The following is a 21,387-nucleotide window of genomic DNA, read 5'->3' as shown; positions in this document are numbered from 1 at the left end:
AGGAAGGTGACGTTATGTCAGAAGAAACAATTGACTATGGACAAGTGACAGGAATGGTGCATTCGACAGAAAGTTTTGGGGCGGTAGATGGTCCCGGAATCCGTTTCATTGTCTTTTTGCAGGGCTGTCAGATGCGTTGCCAATATTGCCATAATCCCGATACATGGGCTATGGAAACCAATAAATCTCGTGTACGAACAGTAGATGATGTCTTGGAAGAAGCGCTTCGCTATCGTGGTTTCTGGGGAGACAAGGGAGGTATCACAGTCAGCGGAGGAGAAGCCCTCTTGCAGATTGATTTCTTGATTGCCCTCTTTACCGAGGCGAAAGAAAAAGGCATCCACTGTACCTTGGATACTTGTGCCCTTCCGTTCCGTAATAAACCACGCTATCTTGAAAAATTCAACAAGCTTATGGCTGTGACTGACTTGGTTCTCCTTGATATCAAGGAAATCAACGAAGCTCAACATAAGATTGTAACCAGCCAAACCAACAAAAACATTTTGGCGTGTGCGCAGTACTTGTCAGATATTGGAAAACCTGTTTGGATTCGTCACGTTCTCGTACCTGGATTGACAGACCGTGATGAAGATTTGATTGAACTTGGGAAGTTCGTAAAGACTCTCAAAAATGTTGATAAGTTTGAAATCTTACCTTATCACACGATGGGTGAGTTCAAATGGCGTGAACTTGGGATTCCGTATTCACTTGAAGGAGTTAAACCTCCAACAGCAGATCGTGTCAAGAACGCTAAGGAATTGATGGATACAGAAAGCTACCAAGATTACATGAAACGTGTTCATGGATAAAAAATAAGCCTGATGGGAACATCGGGCTTTTAAGTTTACACAGATAAATATAGATAAGGCTAAATTAAACAAAATAAAATTTTTATGATTTAGATGACAATACATATTTTATAAAGATTTAAAATCCTGAAAAAAATCCGAAAATTATTGATTAATATATACTTGTTTCAAATGATACAACAAATTGAATAGGAGAAATCTATGGAACAAAGTATTACCATTAAAAATCTATGTAAGTCATATGGTCAAACTCAAATTTTAAAAGATATTTCTTTTGAAGCAAAAGCAGGCAGAGTAACTGCTTTCCTAGGTCCAAATGGAGCTGGTAAAAGTTCAACCTTACGTATCTTATTAGGATTAGACAAAGCAACATCTGGTCTTACCAAAATTGGAGATCAAACTTATAAGGAATTAAAATTTCCTCTAAAGATTGTAGGAGCTTCATTTGACAGTGTAGGTTCTCCTGATGATCGGACTGTTTATCAACATTTGAAAATTGTTGCTGCTAGTAATGGGATATCCAGTCAGCGAATTGATCAAGTCTTGGATATGGTGGATATTAGCCATAAGAAAAAATCTAAAATTGGGAAATTATCATTAGGAGAAGGACAACGTTTGGGGATTGCAACAGCTCTATTAGGAAATCCTCAGTATCTGATATTGGATGAACCGACAAATGGGTTGGATCCAAGAGGAATTCGGTGGTTTAGAGAGTTTATAAAAAAACAAGCTCAAGAAGGGAAGACGGTCTTACTGTCATCTCATATATTATCGGAAGTGGAAGCAGTGACAGATGATGTGGTCATCATAAATAAAGGCAAAGTTCTTATAAAAGGGACTTTACAAGAAGTGATGAGAAATCTTTCTTCACTGGAGGAAGTTTTCTTTAGTTTAACAGAGGGAGGAAAGTGACATGGCACTTATTTACTCTCTTCATTCTGAAATATTGAAATTACTTTATAAGAGAGCTACTCATGTTGTACTATTCTTGATACTAGTATTTCAAACGTTTTTAGCAAATATTGGTGCTTCTCAAATTGTTTCAGTTGGTATCCATGCTACACCAGAGACAAATCCAGAGTTAGTAGAAGCTATTCCCCCTATTGAATTTTTAGGATTTGATGTTACTCTAATTGGTATTTTTTTTATGATTATCTTAGGCTCAATCTTCGGAGCTGAAGAGTATAAAGATTCTGCTATTCGCACAAGCCTCCTCTCTAATACGAGTCGAATTACTCTCCTAGTTTCAAAGACATTAATTTGGCTGGTATTTTCTTTTGTCATTTCCTTCCTATCAATATTTCTGACGATTAACATGACACATTATGTTTTAGGACAAGATGGTTTATTGCTTTTTTCACTAAATGGGACAGTTTGGTTCTATATGTTTTTGGACAGTATAGCTTGGACATTGTTGGGACTTTTAGCCTATATTCTGGCTTTAACATTTAAAAAAGCCCTTGTTCCCCTATTGTTTTTGCTTCCTCAAGTCTACAATTTAGGAACATTCTTAGCCGACCATATATCAATTGCAAAATTTCTTCCAGTTTCATTGAGCTATGGACTGATTGCTACATCTCCACAAATGTTAGAACAGAATAGTTTACAAAATATTTTGCTTTTACTTTGTTGGAATTTGTCATTCTTGGCTTTGGCAATTTACCGCGTACTTCAGTCAGATATTGGAGGAGGAGAATGAGTTGAAAGAGCAATTTAAAAGTGAGTATCTCAAGTTTATGATGAATCCTTGGCATTGGTTGATTATAGGTGCTCTATTACTTTGCGTTCCGCCGATGGTTATTTTTTTAAATAGTAAACCGGATCAGTTGACCCTATACTTTGTTTTGGAACAGCTACTGCAAAGTCTCTATCTAGGACAGGCAGGTTTCATTAGTCTAGCGGTCCTATTTATAGGTCAAGAATTTACAGGTTCTAGCCTTCGTACCAGTTTTCTTACCTGTCCAAACCGTTTGAAATTTATAATATGTAAACTAGCTATTGTGTTATGTGTGGAAATTGTATTATTGCTAGCTGTAATATCAGTATGTATACTATTTGCTCAAGGATTTTACAATATCAATCTTTTGAGCAATATTAAATATGTTCTAACAATTCTATTTCCAGTTTGTATTTCTATTCTAACCTTCGCTCTTTTAAGTGGTATTTTTGTATTTGTTTTCCGATCTTTTACCTTAATTTTGGGAATAAGTTTATCACTTTTATTGGGACTAGGACAAATGTTATTACAATTCAGTTCCTTATTTAGAAATTTACCCTTACTAGCTAGTATGAACTGTTACTATATCCATCCTTTATCACTTTATTATCCAGTGTGGCAAGGCTTAGGGATACAAATAGTTTGGTTATTACTTGTTTTTGTAGTTGCTGCACTGATACTTAGAGAAAGAAATGTACGCTAAAGATAGGGGTTATCCTGTCTTTTTCTCAGTTAGTGTTATAATATATTCAAGGGGGTGAGTTATGGCTTACAAAATATTAGTGGTAGATGATGATCTTGCTATTCTTCGCCTAATTAAAAAGGTACTAGAATATGAAAAATATGAAGTAGTCATACGAAATAACATAGAAGAGATTGATCTTTGTGATTTTACAGAATTTGACTTGATTTTGTTAGATATTATGATGCCTGTTAGTGGTTTAGAAATCTGTCAGATGATTCGCAATCAGATAACTGTTCCTATCTGTTTTATAACTGCTAAGGATATGGCTGAAGATTTGGTAGCTGGAATTAATGCAGGCGCCGATGATTATATTATGAAACCTTTTAGTATGCAGGAGCTTTTAGCGCGTGTGAAAATGCACCTACGTCGTGAAGAACGGACTAAAGGAACTGCTCATCAGATAAAAAGCGGGAACCTTGTACTATATACTGATAGTAAGGAACTATTTATAAAGAAGGATAAGGTTCCATTGACGAGAAGGGAATTTGATATTGTCAGCCTTCTAGCAAGTCACCCAAATAAAATATACTCAATTGAGGAAATTTATAATTATCTATATCCACAAAGTTCAGAAGCTCTTTTACGTTCGGTTTCAGAGTATATTTATCAAATTCGTCAAAAGCTGAAACCTTATCAATTAAATCCGATTAAAACCTTGTACGGTGGAGGATATCAATGGGTAGAATCAAAAGTTTTAGACAATTAATTCGAGAAACTTGTTGGAGAATTATTTGGCAGTTTGGTCTTGGTTTGTTATTAGCTTATCTTATTCCCTTAGCTTCTGTCTCCATACAAATAATGGAGGATGGGAAGCCTCTTAAAAATAATGATGTTCAATCATTTTTTTTCAATGTGTCATCATGGATATATATTTGTGTTTTATTAATTATTCTAATAAGTTATCACATTGGTAAATTGTTGAAAAAACTAAGTTATGAAATGAATTTGATTTATGAAAATAGTATGTGGCTAGAAAGCGAATGTACAGAAAGATTAACAGTTAAGGAATTTTATGAGACAGGAAATCGAATTATTGTGATGCAAGATCGTATTCGACAGCTATTAGATGATGAGAAGCAACAGAAAGAAGATTTGATGTTTCAGGTTTCAGCAGCTTCTCATGATTTAAAGACACCTCTAACTATCATCAAAGGGAATGCAGAATTTTTGCACACTTCCACTAAAGATGAGCAGTCTAAAGAATGTTTGGCAGATATAGTTCATGCTAGTCAACGCTTGCTTACCTATTTTAACCAGTTGATTCATTATTCTAAAACTTACTATGATGATGAGACAGACTGGACGGAGTATTCCTCTTCAGATTTTATCAATGAATTAGAGAAAGAAGTCTCTTTTTTGATAAAAAATCAGATGAAGTTTTCTTTTGAACAAAATTTGAAAGGAACTGAAAGCTATTTTATAAATCCATCTCTTCTGATTCGTGCAATACAAAATATTTTAACAAATGCTTTGGAGTATGCAGATAAACAGAATCCTAAAATTAAAATTAGGGTAGAGCAAGAGGGGAAGGAATTAAAAATAGGGATATGGAATAATGGCTCTGAATTTCCAGATGAAGTTTTAACTAATTTTGGGAAGCTCTTTTATCGTATGGATAAAGCTAGAACGGTCAAAGAGCAACATTTTGGTATTGGACTTAGTTTTGTATGTAGAGTTGCAGAACTGCACAAAGGCCGAGTTGAGCTTAGAAATAGAGACGAGGGAGCAGAAGTTTTAATGGCTCTTAATTGTATTAAATCAAAGAAATTGACTTACTAATTTGTTGCCATAGGATTTAAATAAATTAAGATGTGAAAGTAGATAATAAAAACGAATGAAGATAAACAGTTAATGAAAACCATTTATCTTCATTCGTTTTTTTAATTATTTGATAATACACGTAGCTTTATCTCGAATGTTGTTTTCCAGCATTGCGTTTTTTGTTTTTCTTCTTGTTAGAAGTTGAAATTACTGCTGCTGATTCAGGAGTCACATCCTTGCGAGCGCTTGAAGTTTTGCTTACTTTTGGTGGGTTCTTTGCTAATTCTTCGCGTACTTTTTTGCGAAGTTTTGGACGAATGATGTAGTTGACGATGAATTGTTGAAGGATCATCATGAAACCACCGACAACCCAGTAAAGTGTGACGCTGGCTGGAGAGAAGATTGAGAACATGACGATCATCATTGGACTCATGTAAATCATTTTCTTGAGTTGTTCTCTTTGAGTCTCGTCTTCAACTCCGTGTAGAGAAAGGAGTGATTGGATGTAGTAGAGAACACCTGCGCAGGCGATGAGAATCCAACTTGGAGATCCAAGTGCGATTCCTAAGAAGCTAGCTTCAGAAACACCTTCTGTGTGTTGAGCAGCAAAGTAGATAGCAGAGAAGAAAGGCATTTGAATGAGGATAGGGAAACATCCTACACCACCAAACATACTAATACCATGCTCTTTTTGAGCAGCAAAGAGAGCTTGTTGGGCTTCTAGTTTTTCTTCTTGAGTCGTTGCTTCTTTGAGACGAGTCTGATGTGGCTCAAGGACATGCTTGAGGGCGTTCATCTTCTCAGAGTGAAGAGTCGCTTTCCATGATTGGTAGATACCAAGTGGGAGGATAATCAAGCGGACGATAATAGTTACGATGATAATCCCAACACCGAAACCGAGACCTTGATTATTAGCGAAGTATTTGATAGCTTCTCCCATCGGGGCACCCAAGAAATCCCAAACGGGACCAATTGGCTGACCTGTTGCTTTATCAACCTGAACGCAACCTGTCAAGACTAATAGCATAGCCACTCCCATGACTGAGAGGGCGATTCGTTTAATTGATTTCACTGTTTTTATTCCTTCTTAAAAAATTATACCTTTCTATTCTACTGTTTTTTTGGAAAATATACAATAGTTCTAGAGACCTAATTTGCGACTTTGAAGTCGGAATAGGAAGGAAAGTTGCTCAATTGGACGTCGAGATAGGTCACTTTTGAGAAAGGAGTTGGTCCTTTTCGGATCTCTTGGATGAATTTAGCCATGATAGCAGAAGATTCAGCTTGGGCAAGAATTTCAACGGTTCCGTCATCGTTGTTCCAGACCCGACCGGTGATTCCACCTAGTTCGAGAGCAAGGGTATAAACACCCCAGCGAAAGCCAACGCCTTGGACGCGTCCCTGTGCAATCATTTTGACCTTTTGCATACCAAACCTCCTTGATTGTGTTATAATATTTCTATGACTATTATAACCTCTAAAGCTAATTCTGTGGTAAAAAATGCCAAGAAATTGCATCAAAAAAAATATCGAAAATCTTCTTATTTAATTGAGGGTTGGCATTTGTTTGAAGAAGCTATTCAGGCTGGTGCAAAGATAGAGAAAATTTTTGCCTTGGCAGAACATGGGGGGAAATTAGCTGACTATCCTCAGACAGTCTTTGTGACGGAAGAAATCTTGCTTGATTTGGCTGATTCCCAAACACCTCAGGGCATTGTAGCTATTGTTCAAAAGGAAGAGGAGCAGTTGCCGGATTTGACCTCAGGTAAATATCTTTTCTTAGAAGATGTGCAGGACCCCGGAAATGTGGGGACTATGATTCGGACGGCAGATGCGGCAGGTTTTTCAGGAGTCATTGTCTCAAGTAAATCAGCAGATATATATAGTCTCAAAACACTTCGTTCCATGCAGGGTAGCCATTTCCATTTGCCGATTTATCGCATGTCTGTAGAAGCATTTGTTGAAGAGGCTAAAAAGAGAAGCCTACCAATTCTAGCAACCACCTTATCCCAAAACTCTAAAGATTATCGTGAGCTTGCTCGGCAAGAGGATTTTGTCTTGGTTATGGGAAATGAAGGGCAAGGCATTAGTTCATTCATGGCAGATCAGGCAGATCAACTGGTTCACATCAGCATGAAAGGGCAGGCAGAGAGTCTCAATGTCGCCATCGCTGCAGGCATACTCATGTTTTATTTGAGTTAAATAATTTTATTTTTGTTATAATCAATAAAAAGAATTCATAAGGAGAAAAAAGATATGAATCAAACAATTATTCAAGAACGTTCTGGCTTGAATCAATTTTATGCAAAAGTCTATGCTTTTGTAGGGATTGGGATTGCCCTATCTGCACTTGTTTCAGCCTTAATGCTAACAACCTTCCAAGACCTTCTTGTTCAGTTGATGCTTAATGCCCGCATATGGTTAATCGTAACAGGAGTCGTTGAAATTGCTCTTGTAATTGCAGCCAGTAATATGGCTTATAAAAATAGCCCAGCAGCTCTTCCGATGTTTCTCATCTATTCAGTAGTGAACGGTTTTTCACTGAGTTTCATCGTATCGCTCTATCTACCAGGAACAGTTTTGACAGCTTTTATTTCCAGCGCAGCCCTCTTCTTTGTCATGGCTGTTATTGGAGTTGTGATTAAAAAGGATTTGAGTGGTATCGGACGTGCTTTGATTGGAGCCTTGGTAGGTCTCATCTTGGCTATGATTGTCAATGTATTTTTAAACAGTGGCCTTTTCGATTACATCATCAGTATTGTCATGGTTCTTGTTTTTGCAGGTTTGATTGCTTGGGATAACCAAAAGATTCGCTATGTTTATGAAGAATCAAATGGTCAAGTTGCAACAGGTTGGGCAATTTCATTGGCACTTAGTCTCTACCTCGACTTTATTAACATTTTCCTTAGCTTCTTGCGTATCTTTGGAAGTGACGATTAATACTTTTAGAGCTCAAATGAGCTCTTTTTTCTTTTATTTTTACTGATAAAAAGGTATAATCTTTATTATTATTCAAAAGGAGGAGCATATGAAGAAGAGTTTTATCCATCAGCAGGAAGAGATTTCATTTGTGAAAAATACCTTTACCCAGTATTTAAAAGATAAGTTAGAAGTAGTAGAAGTACAAGGGCCAATCTTGAGTAAGGTTGGGGACGGGATGCAAGATAACCTTTCAGGGATTGAGCATCCAGTATCTGTTAAGGTTTTACAAATTCCAGACGAAACTTACGAGGTGGTCCATTCGCTTGCTAAGTGGAAACGCCATACTTTGGCACGTTTTGGTTTCGGTGAAGGAGAAGGTCTCTTCGTTCACATGAAGGCTCTTCGTCCAGACGAAGATTCACTAGATGCGACTCACTCGGTTTATGTTGACCAGTGGGACTGGGAAAAGGTTATTCCAAACGGGCAACGCAATCTAGCCTACCTCAAAGAAACCGTTGAAAAGATCTATAAGGCTATTCGTTTGACTGAGCTAGCAGTTGAAGCACGATATGATATTGAGTCAATCTTGCCTAAGCAAATTACCTTTATCCATACAGAAGAGTTGGTTGAACGTTATCCAGACTTGACGCCAAAAGAACGTGAAAATGCTATCTGTAAGGAGTATGGTGCTGTCTTCTTGATTGGTATCGGTGGTGTATTACCGGATGGAAAACCTCATGACGGCCGTGCGCCAGACTATGATGACTGGACAACTGAGTCTGAAAATAGTTATCATGGCTTGAATGGAGATATCCTTGTCTGGAATGATAACTTGGGTGCAGCCTTTGAATTGTCTTCAATGGGAATTCGTGTCGATGAAGATACTCTCCGTCGGCAAGTAGCTATTACAGGAGATGAAGACCGCCTTTCTTTGGAATGGCACAAAGCTCTCTTAAACGGTCTCTTCCCATTGACAATTGGTGGAGGAATTGGTCAATCACGTATGGCGATGTTCTTACTTCGTAAGAAACATATCGGTGAAGTTCAAACCAGTGTTTGGCCACAAGAAGTCAGAGATACTTACGACAATATTCTTTAAACAATCGAACCGAGAGGTTCGATTTTCTTATTTCATCAGAATTTGGTATAATATACCTTATGAAAATCGTATCAGGAATCTACGGAGGACGTCCTTTAAAGACGTTAGACGGAAAAACAACGAGACCAACATCTGACAAGGTCCGAGGAGCTATTTTCAATATGATTGGTCCCTACTTTGAAGGAGGACGTGTACTAGATCTCTATGCTGGCAGTGGTGGTTTATCCATCGAAGCAGTTTCAAGGGGTATGTCAAGTGCTGTTCTGGTCGAGAGGGACAGACGGGCCCAGAATATTGTGGCAGAAAATATCCAGATGACCAAAGAAACCTCAAAGTTTCAATTATTGAAAATGGAGTCCAGTCGTGCATTGGAGCAGGTAGATGGTGTCTTCGATCTCATCTTTTTAGATCCTCCCTATGCGAAAGAACAGATTGTGTCCGATATTGAAAAAATGGCAGAGAGAAACCTTTTTTCAGAAGATGTCATGGTGGTTTGTGAAACCGATAAATCAGTAGAACTTCCAGAAGAGATTGCCTGTTTGGGCATCTGGAAGGAAAAAATATATGGGATTAGTAAGGTGACAGTCTATGTCAGATAAGATTGGTTTATTCACAGGTTCGTTTGATCCGATAACAAAGGGTCATTTGGATCTCATTGAGCGTGCAAGTAAGCTCTTTGATCGCTTGTATGTTGGAATTTTTTATAATCCACACAAAAATGGATTCTTACCGATAGAGAGTCGTTTGAAGACGGTTGAAAAAGCAGTGGCACATCTAGAGAATGTCCAAGTTATCGCCTCTCATGATGAATTAGTAGTTGATGTTGCTAGAAAACTGGGTGTCAATGTTCTTGTTCGTGGTTTGCGTAACGCTGCGGACCTTCAGTATGAAGCCAGTTTTGATTTTTACAATCATCAATTAGCAGGAGAGATTGAGACAATCTATCTTCATAGTCGCCCAGAGCATATCTATATCAGTTCTTCAGCGGTGAGAGAACTATTGAAATTTGGTCAAGATATCAGTGAGTATGTCCCAAATGCTGTCTTAGAGGAGTTAAAACATGAAGAAAAAAACTAGATGGCCCATATATCTAATTATTGGGCTTATTATCACATTTATAGCTTTTACAGTGCCCCTGCCTTATTACATTGAGGTTCCAGGGACTTCAGAAGATATTCGAAAAGTCTTACAAGTCAATAATCAAACTGACCAAGAGGAAGGTTCTTACCAATTTGTAACAGTTGGAGTTAAGCACGCTAGACTGGTTGACTTGGTTTATGCTTGGCTGACACCTTTCACGGACATACATAGTGCCAAAGAGATGACTGGTGGTTCATCAGATACAGAATTTATGCGAATCAATCAGTTTTACATGGAAACTTCGCAAAACATGGCCAAATATCAAGGTCTGAAATCTGCTGGTAAGGAAATAGAGCTCAAGTACCTGGGTGTCTATGTTTTGACTGTGACAGACAATTCAACTTTTAAGGGAATTCTCAATATCGCTGACACCGTAACAGCCGTCAATGATAAGACTTTTGAAAGCTCCAAGGAGATGGTCGACTACGTCAATTCTCAAACTCTTGGTGATAAAGTTAAGGTTACCTACGAGGAAGACGGAAAAGTCAAAACGGCTGAAGGGAAAATCATTACTCTTGAAAATGGGAAAAATGGTATCGGAATCGGCTTGATTGACCGTACAGAAGTGTCAAGTGATGTGCCAATCAAGTTTTCAACTGCAGGCATTGGTGGTCCTAGTGCTGGTCTGATGTTTAGTCTATCTATCTATACGCAAATTGCAGATCCAACTCTTCGCAATGGACGCATTATTGCCGGTACAGGAAGTATCGATAGAGATGGGAATGTTGGTGATATTGGTGGAATTGACAAAAAAGTTGTTGCCGCATCTAAAAAGGGAGCTACTGTATTCTTCGCTCCTAATAATCCCGTTTCTGATGAAGCTAAAAAGGCAAATCCAAACGCCAAAAGTAACTATGACACAGCTGTAGAAGCGGCTGAAATGATTAAAACCGACATGAAAATTGTTCCAGTCAAAACACTTCAAGATGCGATTGATTACTTGAAAAACAATCCATAAATTATAGTGTGAACTCATAGACTAGCGTAGAAAAAGAGAAGATGGTATAATAGGCAGATGATTCAATTGTTTTTTACCCTCAGTAGTCATATGTTTTTTGTCTACCTAGTTTTTCAACTTTTAAAAGATTTGGTCAAATGGGATCAAATTTTGAAGGTGACTAAGGACAATGCGAGGAAGGTACGACTTTTGGTAGTGTTGTGTAGTATCGGTTTAGGATATCTGATTAGTTCTTTTTTCCTAAATCTCTACCAATTATGGCAAGAAGCAGTACGGACATTATTCTAAACTCGAAAGTAAAGGAAAATATTTATGGAAAAAATTGTAGTTCGAGGTGGTGATAATCGCCTAGTCGGAAGTGTCACCATTGAGGGTGCGAAAAATGCAGTTTTACCCCTACTTGCGGCAACTATTTTAGCAAGTGAAGGAAAAACAGTTCTAAAAAATGTTCCGATTTTATCAGATGTATTTACCATGAATCAGGTGGTTCGTGGATTAAATGCGAAAGTTAATTTTGATCAAGATGCACACATTGTTGAAGTGGATGCAACAGATGATATCACAGAAGAAGCTCCTTATAAGTATGTCAGCAAGATGCGTGCGTCTATTGTAGTCTTGGGTCCAATCCTAGCTAGAGTTGGTCACGCTAAAGTTTCGATGCCAGGTGGATGTACGATTGGTAGTCGTCCTATTGACCTTCACCTTAAAGGTTTGGAAGCAATGGGAGCTAAGATCACCCAAACAGCTGGTTATATCGAAGCTAAGGCAGAACGCTTGCATGGAGCCCATATCTATATGGACTTTCCTAGTGTTGGGGCAACTCAAAACTTGATGATGGCTGCAACCCTTGCTGACGGGGTAACTGTTATTGAAAATGCTGCGCGTGAACCTGAGATTGTAGATTTAGCTATTCTTTTAAATAAAATGGGAGCTAAAGTAAAAGGCGCGGGAACAGAGAGCATTACAATTACAGGTGTTGAAAGTTTGCATGGTGCAACACATAATGTTGTTCAAGACCGCATCGAAGCAGGGACCTTCATGGTTGCTGCTGCAATGACGGGTGGAGATGTCCTGATTCAAGATGCTATCTGGGAACACAACCGTCCCTTGTTGGCGAAATTACAGGAAATGGGTGTTGAAGTCATCGACGAGGATGAAGGTATCCGCATCCGTTCTCAACGTGAGAAATTGAAAGCAGTTCATGTCAAGACCTTACCACATCCAGGATTTCCAACTGACATGCAGGCACAATTTACTGCTCTTATGACGGTCGCTCAAGGAGAATCAACTATGATTGAGACAGTCTTTGAGAATCGTTTCCAACATCTAGAGGAAATGCGTCGAATGGGCTTGCATTCGGAAATCATCCGTGACACAGCTCGTATCGTTGGCGGGCAACCCCTCCAAGGTGCAGAAGTCCTGTCTACGGACCTTCGTGCTAGTGCAGCCTTGATCTTAACAGGTCTTGTAGCCGAAGGTGAGACAGTTGTTGGGAAACTTGTCCATTTGGATAGAGGCTATTATCGTTTCCATGAAAAGTTAGCTCAGTTAGGAGCTAATATTGAACGGGTAAGTGTGGAAGCTGATGAAGATGAATAAAGAAGTATCTTATGTGCTACGTCGATTTCTATTGGTCATTATTGTTTTGCTTCTAGGGGTCTTGGCGCTTGGAATTGGCTTGATGATTGGCTACGGTATCTTAGGCAAAGGTCAGGACCCATGGGCAATTTTAGCACCAGAAAAGTGGCATGAGTTAATTGCGAAATTTACAGGGAAATAGGCTGGGGGACCAGCCTTTTTCTAAGAACAAAAACTAAGGAGAAAAGATGAATAAAAAAACAAGGCAGGCCCTAATTGGCCTCTTGCTCTTTTTGCTCTTGTCAGCAGGAAGCTACTATATTAAACAAATGCAGTTTTCCAACACTGCACCACAAACACAAGCAAAACAAAAATCACAGTCGTCTGATACTCCAAGTCAAGAACTGGCTGAAAGTGTACTGACCGATTCGGTCAAAAAACAAATAAAGGGGTCCCTTGAGTGGAATGGAGCCGGAGCCTTTGTAGTCAATGGAAACAAAACAAATCTAGATGCAAAAGTTTCAAGTAAACCCTATGCTGATAACAAGACAAAAACTGTGGTTGGGGAGACGGTTCCAACTGTGGCTAACGCCCTCATGTCAAAAGCTACAAGACAGTACAAAGATCGTGAAGAAACCGGGAATGGTTCGACTTCTTGGACCCCAGCAGGATGGCATCAGGTCAAAAACTTAAAAGGAACCTATAATCACGCTGTAGATAGAGGGCATTTATTAGGCTATGCCTTGATTGGTGGTTTAGATGGTTTTGACGCTTCTACTAGCAATCCAAAAAATATTGCTGTACAAACAGCCTGGGCCAACCAAGCACGAGCTGAAGATTCGACTGGACAAAACTACTATGAAAGTCTAGTACGAAAAGCTCTAGATAAGAATAAACGAGTGCGTTACCGTGTTACGCTATTGTATGCAACTGAAGATGATCTAGTACCATCTGCTTCTCAGATAGAAGCCAAATCTTCTGATGGTGAATTAGAGTTTAACGTTGTAATTCCAAATGTTCAAAAGGGGATTCAGTTAGACTACCGAACAGGAGAAGTTACAGTCACAAAAGACTAATAGATAGACAGTCCCTTATTGTTTCGATAAGGGATTTACTATAGAAATCGAAAATTAATGTGTAGAAGTTGAAAAATATGGTATAATAGTCTCAATTATACTTTTTAGGAGAAGGAAAATGGAAGACCCGAGCAGTCAGGATTTGTTACTGCAGTTTGTATTATTAGTTGTTTTGACCTTTTTAAATGCTTTTTTCTCTGCTACAGAGATGGCTATGGTTTCTCTTAGCTGTTCACGTGTTGAACAAAAGGCAGAAGAAGGAGATAAACGCTATATCCGTTTGCTAAAGGTACTTGAAAACCCAAATCACTTTTTATCAACCATTCAAGTTGGTATTACCTTAATTACGATCTTGTCAGGGGCTAAACTAGCAGATTCTCTTGGAGAATTGATAGCTTCTTGGATGGGAAATAGCGAAACAGCGCTCGCAATCGCAAGCTTCCTGTCACTTGCTTTCTTGACCTATATCTCTATCGTTTTCGGTGAGCTCTATCCCAAACGAATTGCGCTAAATCTTAAGGATGCCTTGGCTATCCGAACAGTGCCATTTATTATCGCTCTCGGTAAGATTGTGAGTCCATTTGTTTGGATGTTATCAGCATCAACTAATCTCTTGAGTCGTTTGACGCCAATGACATTTGACGATGCAGATGAAAAAATGACTCGTGATGAGATTGAGTATATGCTTACCAATAGTGAAGAAACCTTGGATGCAGATGAAATCGAAATGTTGCAAGGAATTTTCTCGCTAGATGAGCTCATGGCGCGTGAAGTCATGGTTCCTAGAACTGACGCTTTCATGGTAGATATTCAAGATGACACTCAGACGATTATCGAAAGCATCTTAAAACAAAACTTTTCTCGAATTCCTGTCTATGATGATGACAAGGACAACGTGATTGGTTTGATACATACAAAGAGTCTGCTAAAAGCAGGGTTTACCGATGGTTTTGATAATATTGTATTGAGAAAGATATTACAGGAACCTCTATTTGTACCAGAAACTATTTTTGTGGATGATTTATTAAAAGAATTGAGAAATTCACAAAGACAAATGGCTATTCTTCTCGATGAATATGGAGGAATGGCTGGTTTGGTAACACTTGAGGATCTCCTTGAAGAGATTGTTGGTGAGATTGATGATGAAACTGACCGTGCTGAAGTCTATGTTCATACTATCGGCGAGGACACTCATATTGTCCAAGGGACAATGAATTTGAACGATTTCAATGATTATTTTGATGTCGAACTTGAAAGTGACGATGTAGATACCATTGCTGGTTATTATTTGACAGGTGTGGGAACTATTCCAACATCAGAAAAACTTAGTTATGAGTTAGATAGTGGCAACAAGCATATCACCTTGACAAATGACAAAGTAAAAAATGGTCGTGTAACCAAGCTTAAGGTTCAAATTCAAGAGCTTGAATCAGAAGAAGAAACTGAATAAAACAAAAGCTTTATCAGAGAAAACTGATAAAGCTTTTTTAAACGTTAAAAAGAAAAGACTCCGTTAGGAGTCTATATTTAAATAGAGGCGGAGTATTCTTATTCGCTTGATTTTTGTCTGTTTTGTTTATTTCAATATTATACCACTAGCGGCAACTAGTCATTTTTATTTGCTCAAAAAACACCCCCGCCCCAAACTTGCCCCAAAAGATTTTTAAAGTTATCCTTTTTTATCCTAAAGGAAAAACAAAAAAGTCCGATTTTACGGACTTTCTTTTCGGATAAATTACTATAAAATAGTATAAAAAAGGCGGTAGACGGATTTGAACCGACGATCAAGCTTTTGCAGAGCCGTGCCTTACCACTTGGCTATACCGCCTTAACTTTTAATATTATACCTTGAAAATTTCTTCCCGTCAATAGTTTTCTTTTCTGAAAGCATAAGATTTATAGCCTTCAAAATCTATACGACAAAATATTCTGAAAATTCGTTTACTTTTTACGAAAACTGTGGTATAATCTTCAATATCCACAATTTAAAACGAGGAGTTTGAAAATATGAAAAAAAGTCGGATTCTTGCGGTAGCAGGAGTAACCTTGCTTGCAGCAGGAGTGCTTGCTGCATGTTCAAATACGAATTCAAATGCAGGCTCAAGCAATACAAAATTAGCATCAGATTATAAATATGTTTATTCAGTTGATCCTGAAACATTGGATTATGTTGTTAACAACGTTGATTCTACTTCTTTTGTTACGACAAATGCGGTAGATGGTTTGCTTGCTAACGATAAATATGGCAACCTTGTACCATCGATTGCTGAATCATGGACAGTTTCACAAGACGGTTTGACTTACACTTATAAAATCCGTAAGGATGCTAAGTGGGTTACTGCTGAAGGAGAAGAATACGCTCCAGTTAAAGCCCAGGACTTTGTGACAGGGTTGAAACATGCGGTAGAAGGAAAATCAAAAGGTTTGTCTGTTATCAGTTCTTCAATTAAAGGGCTCAGCGCTTACATTAACGGTGAAACAAACGACTTCTCAACTGTTGGTGTAAAAGCTGTTGACGATAACACTCTTGAATATACATTGAACCAGCCAGAAACTTTCTGGAATGACAAAACAACAAACGGCGTGATGATGCCAATCAACGAAGATTTCCTTAAATCAAAAGGGGAAGGCTTTGGTGCACCTACAGATCCATCTTCTATTTTGTATAATGGACCGTTTGTTTTGAAATCAATCACAGCTAAGTCTTCGATTGAAATGGCTAAGAACGATGCTTACTGGGATAAAGACGCTGTTAAAATTCAAAACATTAAATTTACATACTGGGATGGTAAAGACCAAGATGTCGTTGCTAAAGGATTCTCAGAAGGGCAATACAGCAAAGCTCGTATCTATCCTACTAGCTCAACATACGAAAAATATGCATCTGAGTTCAAAGATAACATCTACTTTAGCGAACCTGGATCAGCTATCGCTACTGTTAGTGTGAACTATGGCCGTTCAACATATAACCACACTTCAAAAACAACAGATAGCCAAAAAGAATCTACAAGAAAAGCTTTGCTAAACAAAGAATTCCGTCAAGCCCTTAACTTTGCGGTAGACCGTAATTCTTACTCAGCTCAGACAAATGGTACAGAGGGAGCTGCGGTTGGAATCCGTAACACTTTCACACCATATGACCTTCAAGTTGGGGACAAACAATTTGGTAAACTTGTAGAAGAAAGTCTTGCGAAGACAAACTCAAGTACATGGTCAAACGTATCGCTTGCTGATTCGCAAAATGGTCTTTACAACGAAGAAAAAGCTAAAGCTGCCTTTGCAAAAGCAAAAGAAAGCTTGAAAGCGGAAGGAGTAGAATTCCCAATTCATTTGGATGCTCTAACAATCCAAGAATCTACAGCTGTTGTAAACCGTGTTCAATCACTTAAACAATCAATTGAAAACGTACTTGGTTCAGACAATGTTGTCATCGATCTTCAACAAATGACTCAAGCAGAAGCATTACCACTTTCATTTAGTGCTCCAACAGCCAAAGAACAAGATTGGGATATTCATACTTTGACTGGATGGAATCCAGATTATCAAGATCCATCAACATTCTTAGACCAGTTCACGATTAAAGGCGGAAACACTCGCTTGCTCATGGGTATTGATAAAGATACTGATGCATCAGTTATCCAAAAACTTGGTTTGTCTGACTATGAAAAATTACTTGACTATGCAAACAAAGAAAATCAAGATGTTCAAAAACGTTACGAAAAATATGCCCTTGCTCAAGCTTGGTTAACAGACAACGGTTTGACAATTCCTGTAATGGCAGGTCCAAAAGAAACCGCTGTGTCATTTGTTTCTAAAGTTATTCCATTTACTTCTTCTTACTCAGCTGCGGGTCTTAAAGGAGAAACCTCAGGTTACTTGAAGTACACTGAGGTTGGTGAAAAACCTATTACAAAAGAAGAATACCAAAAAGCTCGTGAAAAATGGCTTAAAGAAAAAGCTGAATCAAACGAAAAAGCTCAAAAAGATTTAGCAAGTCACGTGAAATAAATAATGCTCATTAGAACTTTCTCTCCAAAAGGAGAAGGTTCTTTTGGGATTTTAAAGGAAATAATATGAAAAAATATGTTTTTATGCGTATCTTGCGGTCGTTAGTTTCTATCTTTTTAGTAACGACCTTGATTTACACAATCATCTATACGATGGTTCCACGGAAGTTGATCTTCAAACAAGATACTAACTACAATAAAATTGCAACCACAGCTGATAAACGCGATAATTATGAAAATACTGTTTATGAGCGTATGGGTTATATCGAGTATTACGATACGAAAGAGTTGCAGGAAAAAGCTAGTAGCATTGACCCTTCTGTAACCGTTGATGCAAACGATACAAATAAAGCTATCTACGAAAAATACATCCAACAAATTGGTAACGGTTGGACTTTGGGTGAGTTTACAGAGAGCGGTCAATTCTATGCTACTCGTGAAATCCCTATTTTTGAGCGTGTGTTCAAATTCTATGCAAACTTGCTTGATATTGACCATACAAACAAGATTCAAGACCCAGAAAATCCTAACTTAGAGCGTTATTTGCGTTTTGAAAACGATCCAGCTATTGGATGGTCTTTAGTAGGTTCAGGGACTAAACATAAGTACCTTTTGTACTTCAACAGTCAGTTCCCATTTGTTCATCAAAATTTTGTGAACTTGAACCTAGGAGATTCTTACCCAACTTATGCAAATACTCCTGTACTTCAAGTTATCACACAAGGACAAGGACAAACGAAGACATCTGAAGTTCAATTCCCAACTGGGAAGAAAACTTCATCAGTCAATATCTACACAAGAACTTACAAATCACCAAGTCAGGCTGATGCACGTGAAGTAGCTAACTACGGTAAGGATGATCCATACACCGCTACTGAAAGTAATTATCAGTATCCATCAATGATTGCAAGTTCTGCTATCACTGGTTTGATTGGTCTTGCTATTTCATATGCGATTGCAGTTCCTCTTGGTTCGGCAATGGCTCGTTTCAAAAATACTTGGATTGATAGCCTCTCTACAGGTACTTTGACTTTCTTGATGGCCCTTCCAACGATTGCACTTGTATATATCATTCGTTTGATTGGTTCTTCAATTGGATTCCCAGATTCATTCCCTATCTTGGGTGCTGGAGACTGGCGTTCATATGTTTTACCTGCAGTTATTCTTGGTTTACTTGGAGCACCTGGTCTAGCTATCTGGATTCGTCGTTACATGATTGACTTGCAATCTCAAGACTTTGTTCGTTTTGCACGTGCAAAAGGTCTATCTGAGAAAGAAATTTCAAATAAACACATCTTTAAGAACGCTATGGTACCGCTCGTTTCTGGTATTCCAGGTTCTATTATTGGTGTTATCGGTGGAGCGACTCTTACTGAAACAGTCTTCGCCTTCCCAGGTATGGGTAAAATGTTGATTGACTCTGTAAAAGCGTCAAATAACAATATGGTTGTTGGTCTGGTCTTCATCTTTACAAGTGTCTCAATTTTCTCTTACTTAATAGGAGATATTTGGATGACTATTATTGACCCTCGTATTAAGTTGACAGAGAAAGGAGGCAAATAATGTCTACAATTAGTAATGATAAATTTCAATTTGTAAAACGAGATGATTTTGCCTCTGAAGCAATTGACGCTCCTGCCTACTCATACTGGGGATCTGTTTTTAGACAGTTTTTGAAGAAAAAATCAACAATCATCATGCTTGGTATTTTGATTTCCATCGTATTGATGAGTTTCATCTACCCAATGTTCTCAGATTTTGACTTTAACGACGTAAGTAAAGTAAATGATTTTAGTGCTCGTTACATTAAGCCAAATGGTGAGCATTGGTTTGGTACAGATAGTAACGGTAAGTCTCTCTTTGACGGTGTCTGGTTTGGAGCTCGTAACTCTATCTTGATTTCTGTTATTGCGACCTTTATCAACGTTGTAATCGGTGTTATCGTCGGTGGTGTTTGGGGGATTTCAAAATCAGTTGACCGTATCATGATGGAGGTTTATAACGTTATCAATAATATTCCATCACTTTTGATTGTTATTGTTTTGACTTACTCTATTGGTGCAGGTTTTTGGAATTTGATTTTTGCCATGAGTGTAACCACTTGGATTGGTATTGCTTATATGATTCGTATCCAAATTATGCGTTACCGCGATTTGGAGTACAATCTTGCTTCACGTACACTTGGAACACCAACCTATAAGATTGTCATTAAAAATATCATGCCACAATTGGTATCTGTGATTGTTACTACTATGTCACAAATGCTTCCTGCATTTATCTCATATGAAGCCTTCCTATCATTCTTTGGACTTGGCTTGCCAATCACAGTACCAAGTTTGGGACGTTTGATTTCAGACTATTCTCAGAACGTAACAACAAATGCTTACCTCTTCTGGATTCCATTGACAACTTTAGTTTTGGTTTCCTTGTCACTTTTCGTAGTTGGTCAAAACCTAGCGGATGCTAGTGATCCACGTACACATAGATAGGAGTAGACATGACAAAAGAAAAAAATGTAATTTTGACTGCTCAAGATATTGTCGTGGAATTTGACGTTCGTGACAAGATTTTGACAGCTATTCGAGGTGTCTCCATCGATTTGATTGAGGGAGAGGTTCTCGCTTTGGTTGGGGAATCAGGTTCAGGTAAATCAGTTTTAACAAAAACCTTCACAGGAATGTTAGAAGGAAATGGTCGTATTGCACGAGGTAGTATTAAATACCGTGGACAGGACTTGACCAGCCTTACATCTAATAAAGATTGGGAACAAATCCGTGGTGCCAAGATTGCAACCATCTTCCAAGATCCGATGACCAGTCTTGACCCAATCAAGACAATCGGAAGTCAAATCACTGAAGTGATTGTTAAACACCAAGGGAAAACAGCTCAAGAAGCAAAAGACTTGGCTATTGACTATATGAATAAGGTTGGTATCCCTGACGCTGAGAGACGTTTTAATGAATATCCATTCCAGTATTCTGGTGGGATGCGTCAACGTATCGTTATCGCAATTGCTCTTGCCTGTCGTCCAGATGTCCTCATCTGTGACGAGCCAACAACAGCCCTTGATGTGACTATTCAAGCTCAAATTATTGACTTGTTGAAGTCGCTTCAACATGAATATCACTTTACAACAATTTTCATCACACACGACTTAGGTGTCGTAGCAAGTATTGCTGATAAAGTTGCAGTTATGTATGCTGGTGAAATCGTCGAGTATGGTACAGTTGAAGAGATTTTCTACGATCCACGTCACCCATATACTTGGAGCCTCTTGTCAAGCTTGCCACAGTTGGCTGATGATAAAGGAGAATTGTATTCAATTCCGGGAACACCTCCATCACTTTATACTGAATTGAAGGGAGATGCTTTTGCTCTTCGTTCAGACTATGCGATGAAGATTGATTTCGAAGAAAAAGCTCCACAGTTTGCAGTATCAGATACTCATTGGGCGAAAACATGGTTGCTTCATGAACAGGCTCCAAAAGTTTCAAAACCAGCAGTGATTGAAGACTTACACGATAAAATTCGTGAAAAGATGGGCTTTGCTCATCTTGAGGACTAGGAGGAAGGAA

The 21,387-nt window shown here is 38.3% G+C and carries 23 protein-coding genes and 1 tRNA gene; 21 read left to right on the top strand and 3 right to left on the bottom strand.

Annotated elements, in window-relative coordinates; all coding sequences use genetic code 11:
- Window positions 1–14 precede the first annotated feature (14 nt).
- The 6 genes from pflA (at window position 15) to TZ94_RS04710 (ending at window position 5,050) form a co-directional block, all read left to right on the top strand.
- A complete protein-coding gene (gene pflA, locus TZ94_RS04735) occupies window positions 15–809 on the top strand; it encodes a pyruvate formate-lyase-activating protein (protein WP_045614703.1) in 795 nt (264 codons plus the stop codon).
- Between the two features lie 201 nt (window positions 810–1,010).
- The gene (locus TZ94_RS04730; protein ID WP_045614701.1) at window positions 1,011–1,721 is read left to right on the top strand and encodes an ABC transporter ATP-binding protein; all 711 of its coding nucleotides are present in this window, start codon (window positions 1,011–1,013) and stop codon (window positions 1,719–1,721) included.
- A gap of 1 nt (window position 1,722) precedes the next feature.
- Window positions 1,723–2,508 (top strand): ABC transporter permease, encoded by a 786-nt coding sequence (locus tag TZ94_RS04725; protein ID WP_045614699.1) that lies wholly within the window; start codon window positions 1,723–1,725, stop codon window positions 2,506–2,508.
- A 1-nt stretch (window position 2,509) separates the two neighbouring features.
- Complete coding sequence (locus tag TZ94_RS04720; protein WP_045614697.1) at window positions 2,510–3,229, top strand: ABC transporter permease; 720 nt, start codon at window positions 2,510–2,512, stop codon at window positions 3,227–3,229.
- 61 nt (window positions 3,230–3,290) lie between these two features.
- Window positions 3,291–3,977 carry a response regulator transcription factor gene (locus TZ94_RS04715; RefSeq protein WP_045614694.1) on the top strand — a complete coding sequence of 229 codons (687 nt, stop codon included), beginning with the start codon at window positions 3,291–3,293 and terminating at the stop codon, window positions 3,975–3,977.
- On the top strand, window positions 3,947–5,050 hold the full coding sequence (locus tag TZ94_RS04710; RefSeq protein ID WP_045614692.1) for a sensor histidine kinase: 1,104 nt from the start codon (window positions 3,947–3,949) through the stop codon (window positions 5,048–5,050). Before TZ94_RS04715 ends, TZ94_RS04710 begins: the two co-directional genes overlap by 31 nt.
- Window positions 5,051–5,177: 127 nt before the next feature.
- On the opposite strand, the gene yidC is transcribed toward TZ94_RS04710, so the two are convergent.
- On the bottom strand, window positions 5,178–6,104 hold the full coding sequence (yidC, locus tag TZ94_RS04705) for a membrane protein insertase YidC (RefSeq protein WP_045614690.1): 927 nt from the start codon (window positions 6,102–6,104) through the stop codon (window positions 5,178–5,180).
- Between the two features lie 77 nt (window positions 6,105–6,181).
- Window positions 6,182–6,460: an acylphosphatase gene (locus TZ94_RS04700; protein ID WP_001174501.1), complete on the bottom strand. Its 279-nt coding sequence runs from the start codon at window positions 6,458–6,460 to the stop codon at window positions 6,182–6,184.
- A gap of 33 nt (window positions 6,461–6,493) precedes the next feature.
- On the opposite strand from TZ94_RS04700, the gene TZ94_RS04695 reads away from it, so the two are divergent.
- The 11 genes from TZ94_RS04695 to TZ94_RS04645 all read left to right on the top strand — a co-directional run bounded on the left by TZ94_RS04695 (window position 6,494) and on the right by TZ94_RS04645 (window position 15,255).
- Window positions 6,494–7,234: a TrmH family RNA methyltransferase gene (locus TZ94_RS04695; protein WP_045614687.1), complete on the top strand. Its 741-nt coding sequence runs from the start codon at window positions 6,494–6,496 to the stop codon at window positions 7,232–7,234.
- Between the two features lie 54 nt (window positions 7,235–7,288).
- On the top strand, window positions 7,289–7,972 hold the full coding sequence (locus TZ94_RS04690; RefSeq protein ID WP_045614685.1) for a Bax inhibitor-1/YccA family protein: 684 nt from the start codon (window positions 7,289–7,291) through the stop codon (window positions 7,970–7,972).
- An 88-nt stretch (window positions 7,973–8,060) separates the two neighbouring features.
- Window positions 8,061–9,053 carry an aspartate--ammonia ligase gene (gene asnA, locus TZ94_RS04685; protein ID WP_045614682.1) on the top strand — a complete coding sequence of 331 codons (993 nt, stop codon included), beginning with the start codon at window positions 8,061–8,063 and terminating at the stop codon, window positions 9,051–9,053.
- Between the two features lie 59 nt (window positions 9,054–9,112).
- Window positions 9,113–9,652 (top strand): 16S rRNA (guanine(966)-N(2))-methyltransferase RsmD, encoded by a 540-nt coding sequence (gene rsmD, locus TZ94_RS04680; protein ID WP_045614680.1) that lies wholly within the window; start codon window positions 9,113–9,115, stop codon window positions 9,650–9,652.
- A complete protein-coding gene (coaD, locus tag TZ94_RS04675; RefSeq protein ID WP_045614677.1) occupies window positions 9,642–10,130 on the top strand; it encodes a pantetheine-phosphate adenylyltransferase in 489 nt (162 codons plus the stop codon). The genes rsmD and coaD overlap by 11 nt, the downstream gene beginning before the upstream one ends.
- On the top strand, window positions 10,114–11,151 hold the full coding sequence (locus TZ94_RS04670) for a SepM family pheromone-processing serine protease (RefSeq protein ID WP_045614676.1): 1,038 nt from the start codon (window positions 10,114–10,116) through the stop codon (window positions 11,149–11,151). Before coaD ends, TZ94_RS04670 begins: the two co-directional genes overlap by 17 nt.
- Before the next feature lie 57 nt (window positions 11,152–11,208).
- A complete protein-coding gene (locus TZ94_RS04665; RefSeq protein WP_033587493.1) occupies window positions 11,209–11,439 on the top strand; it encodes a DUF1146 family protein in 231 nt (76 codons plus the stop codon).
- Window positions 11,440–11,463: 24 nt separating this feature from the next.
- A complete protein-coding gene (gene murA, locus TZ94_RS04660) occupies window positions 11,464–12,750 on the top strand; it encodes a UDP-N-acetylglucosamine 1-carboxyvinyltransferase (protein ID WP_045614671.1) in 1,287 nt (428 codons plus the stop codon).
- Complete coding sequence (locus TZ94_RS04655) at window positions 12,737–12,931, top strand: DNA-directed RNA polymerase subunit beta (RefSeq protein ID WP_052689733.1); 195 nt, start codon at window positions 12,737–12,739, stop codon at window positions 12,929–12,931. Before murA ends, TZ94_RS04655 begins: the two co-directional genes overlap by 14 nt.
- Window positions 12,932–12,977: 46 nt before the next feature.
- On the top strand, window positions 12,978–13,805 hold the full coding sequence (locus TZ94_RS04650) for a DNA/RNA non-specific endonuclease (protein WP_045614668.1): 828 nt from the start codon (window positions 12,978–12,980) through the stop codon (window positions 13,803–13,805).
- Window positions 13,806–13,923: 118 nt separating this feature from the next.
- On the top strand, window positions 13,924–15,255 hold the full coding sequence (locus TZ94_RS04645) for a hemolysin family protein (RefSeq protein WP_045614667.1): 1,332 nt from the start codon (window positions 13,924–13,926) through the stop codon (window positions 15,253–15,255).
- 307 nt (window positions 15,256–15,562) lie between these two features.
- Here the strand turns inward: TZ94_RS04645 and TZ94_RS04640 are convergent.
- Window positions 15,563–15,633 (bottom strand) — tRNA-Cys (locus tag TZ94_RS04640).
- 179 nt (window positions 15,634–15,812) lie between these two features.
- On the opposite strand from TZ94_RS04640, the gene TZ94_RS04635 reads away from it, so the two are divergent.
- The 4 genes from TZ94_RS04635 (at window position 15,813) to TZ94_RS04620 (ending at window position 21,377) form a co-directional block, all read left to right on the top strand.
- Entirely contained in the window at window positions 15,813–17,813 is a 2,001-nt protein-coding gene (locus tag TZ94_RS04635; RefSeq protein ID WP_045614663.1) for a peptide ABC transporter substrate-binding protein, read from the top strand.
- Window positions 17,814–17,878: 65 nt separating this feature from the next.
- Window positions 17,879–19,375 (top strand): ABC transporter permease, encoded by a 1,497-nt coding sequence (locus tag TZ94_RS04630; protein ID WP_045614660.1) that lies wholly within the window; start codon window positions 17,879–17,881, stop codon window positions 19,373–19,375.
- Window positions 19,375–20,301 carry an oligopeptide ABC transporter permease OppC gene (gene oppC / locus TZ94_RS04625; RefSeq protein WP_045614656.1) on the top strand — a complete coding sequence of 309 codons (927 nt, stop codon included), beginning with the start codon at window positions 19,375–19,377 and terminating at the stop codon, window positions 20,299–20,301. Before TZ94_RS04630 ends, oppC begins: the two co-directional genes overlap by 1 nt.
- An 8-nt stretch (window positions 20,302–20,309) precedes the next feature.
- Window positions 20,310–21,377, top strand: a complete 1,068-nt coding sequence (locus tag TZ94_RS04620; RefSeq protein WP_045614655.1) for an ABC transporter ATP-binding protein — start codon at window positions 20,310–20,312, stop codon at window positions 21,375–21,377.
- The last annotated feature ends 10 nt before the right edge of the window (window positions 21,378–21,387 follow it).

This window comes from Streptococcus infantis (assembly GCF_000960085.1).
Lineage (GTDB): Bacteria > Bacillota > Bacilli > Lactobacillales > Streptococcaceae > Streptococcus > Streptococcus infantis_C.
The sequence above is the reverse complement of the archived record's forward strand: the minus strand, read 5'-3'. Positions and strand labels throughout refer to the sequence as shown.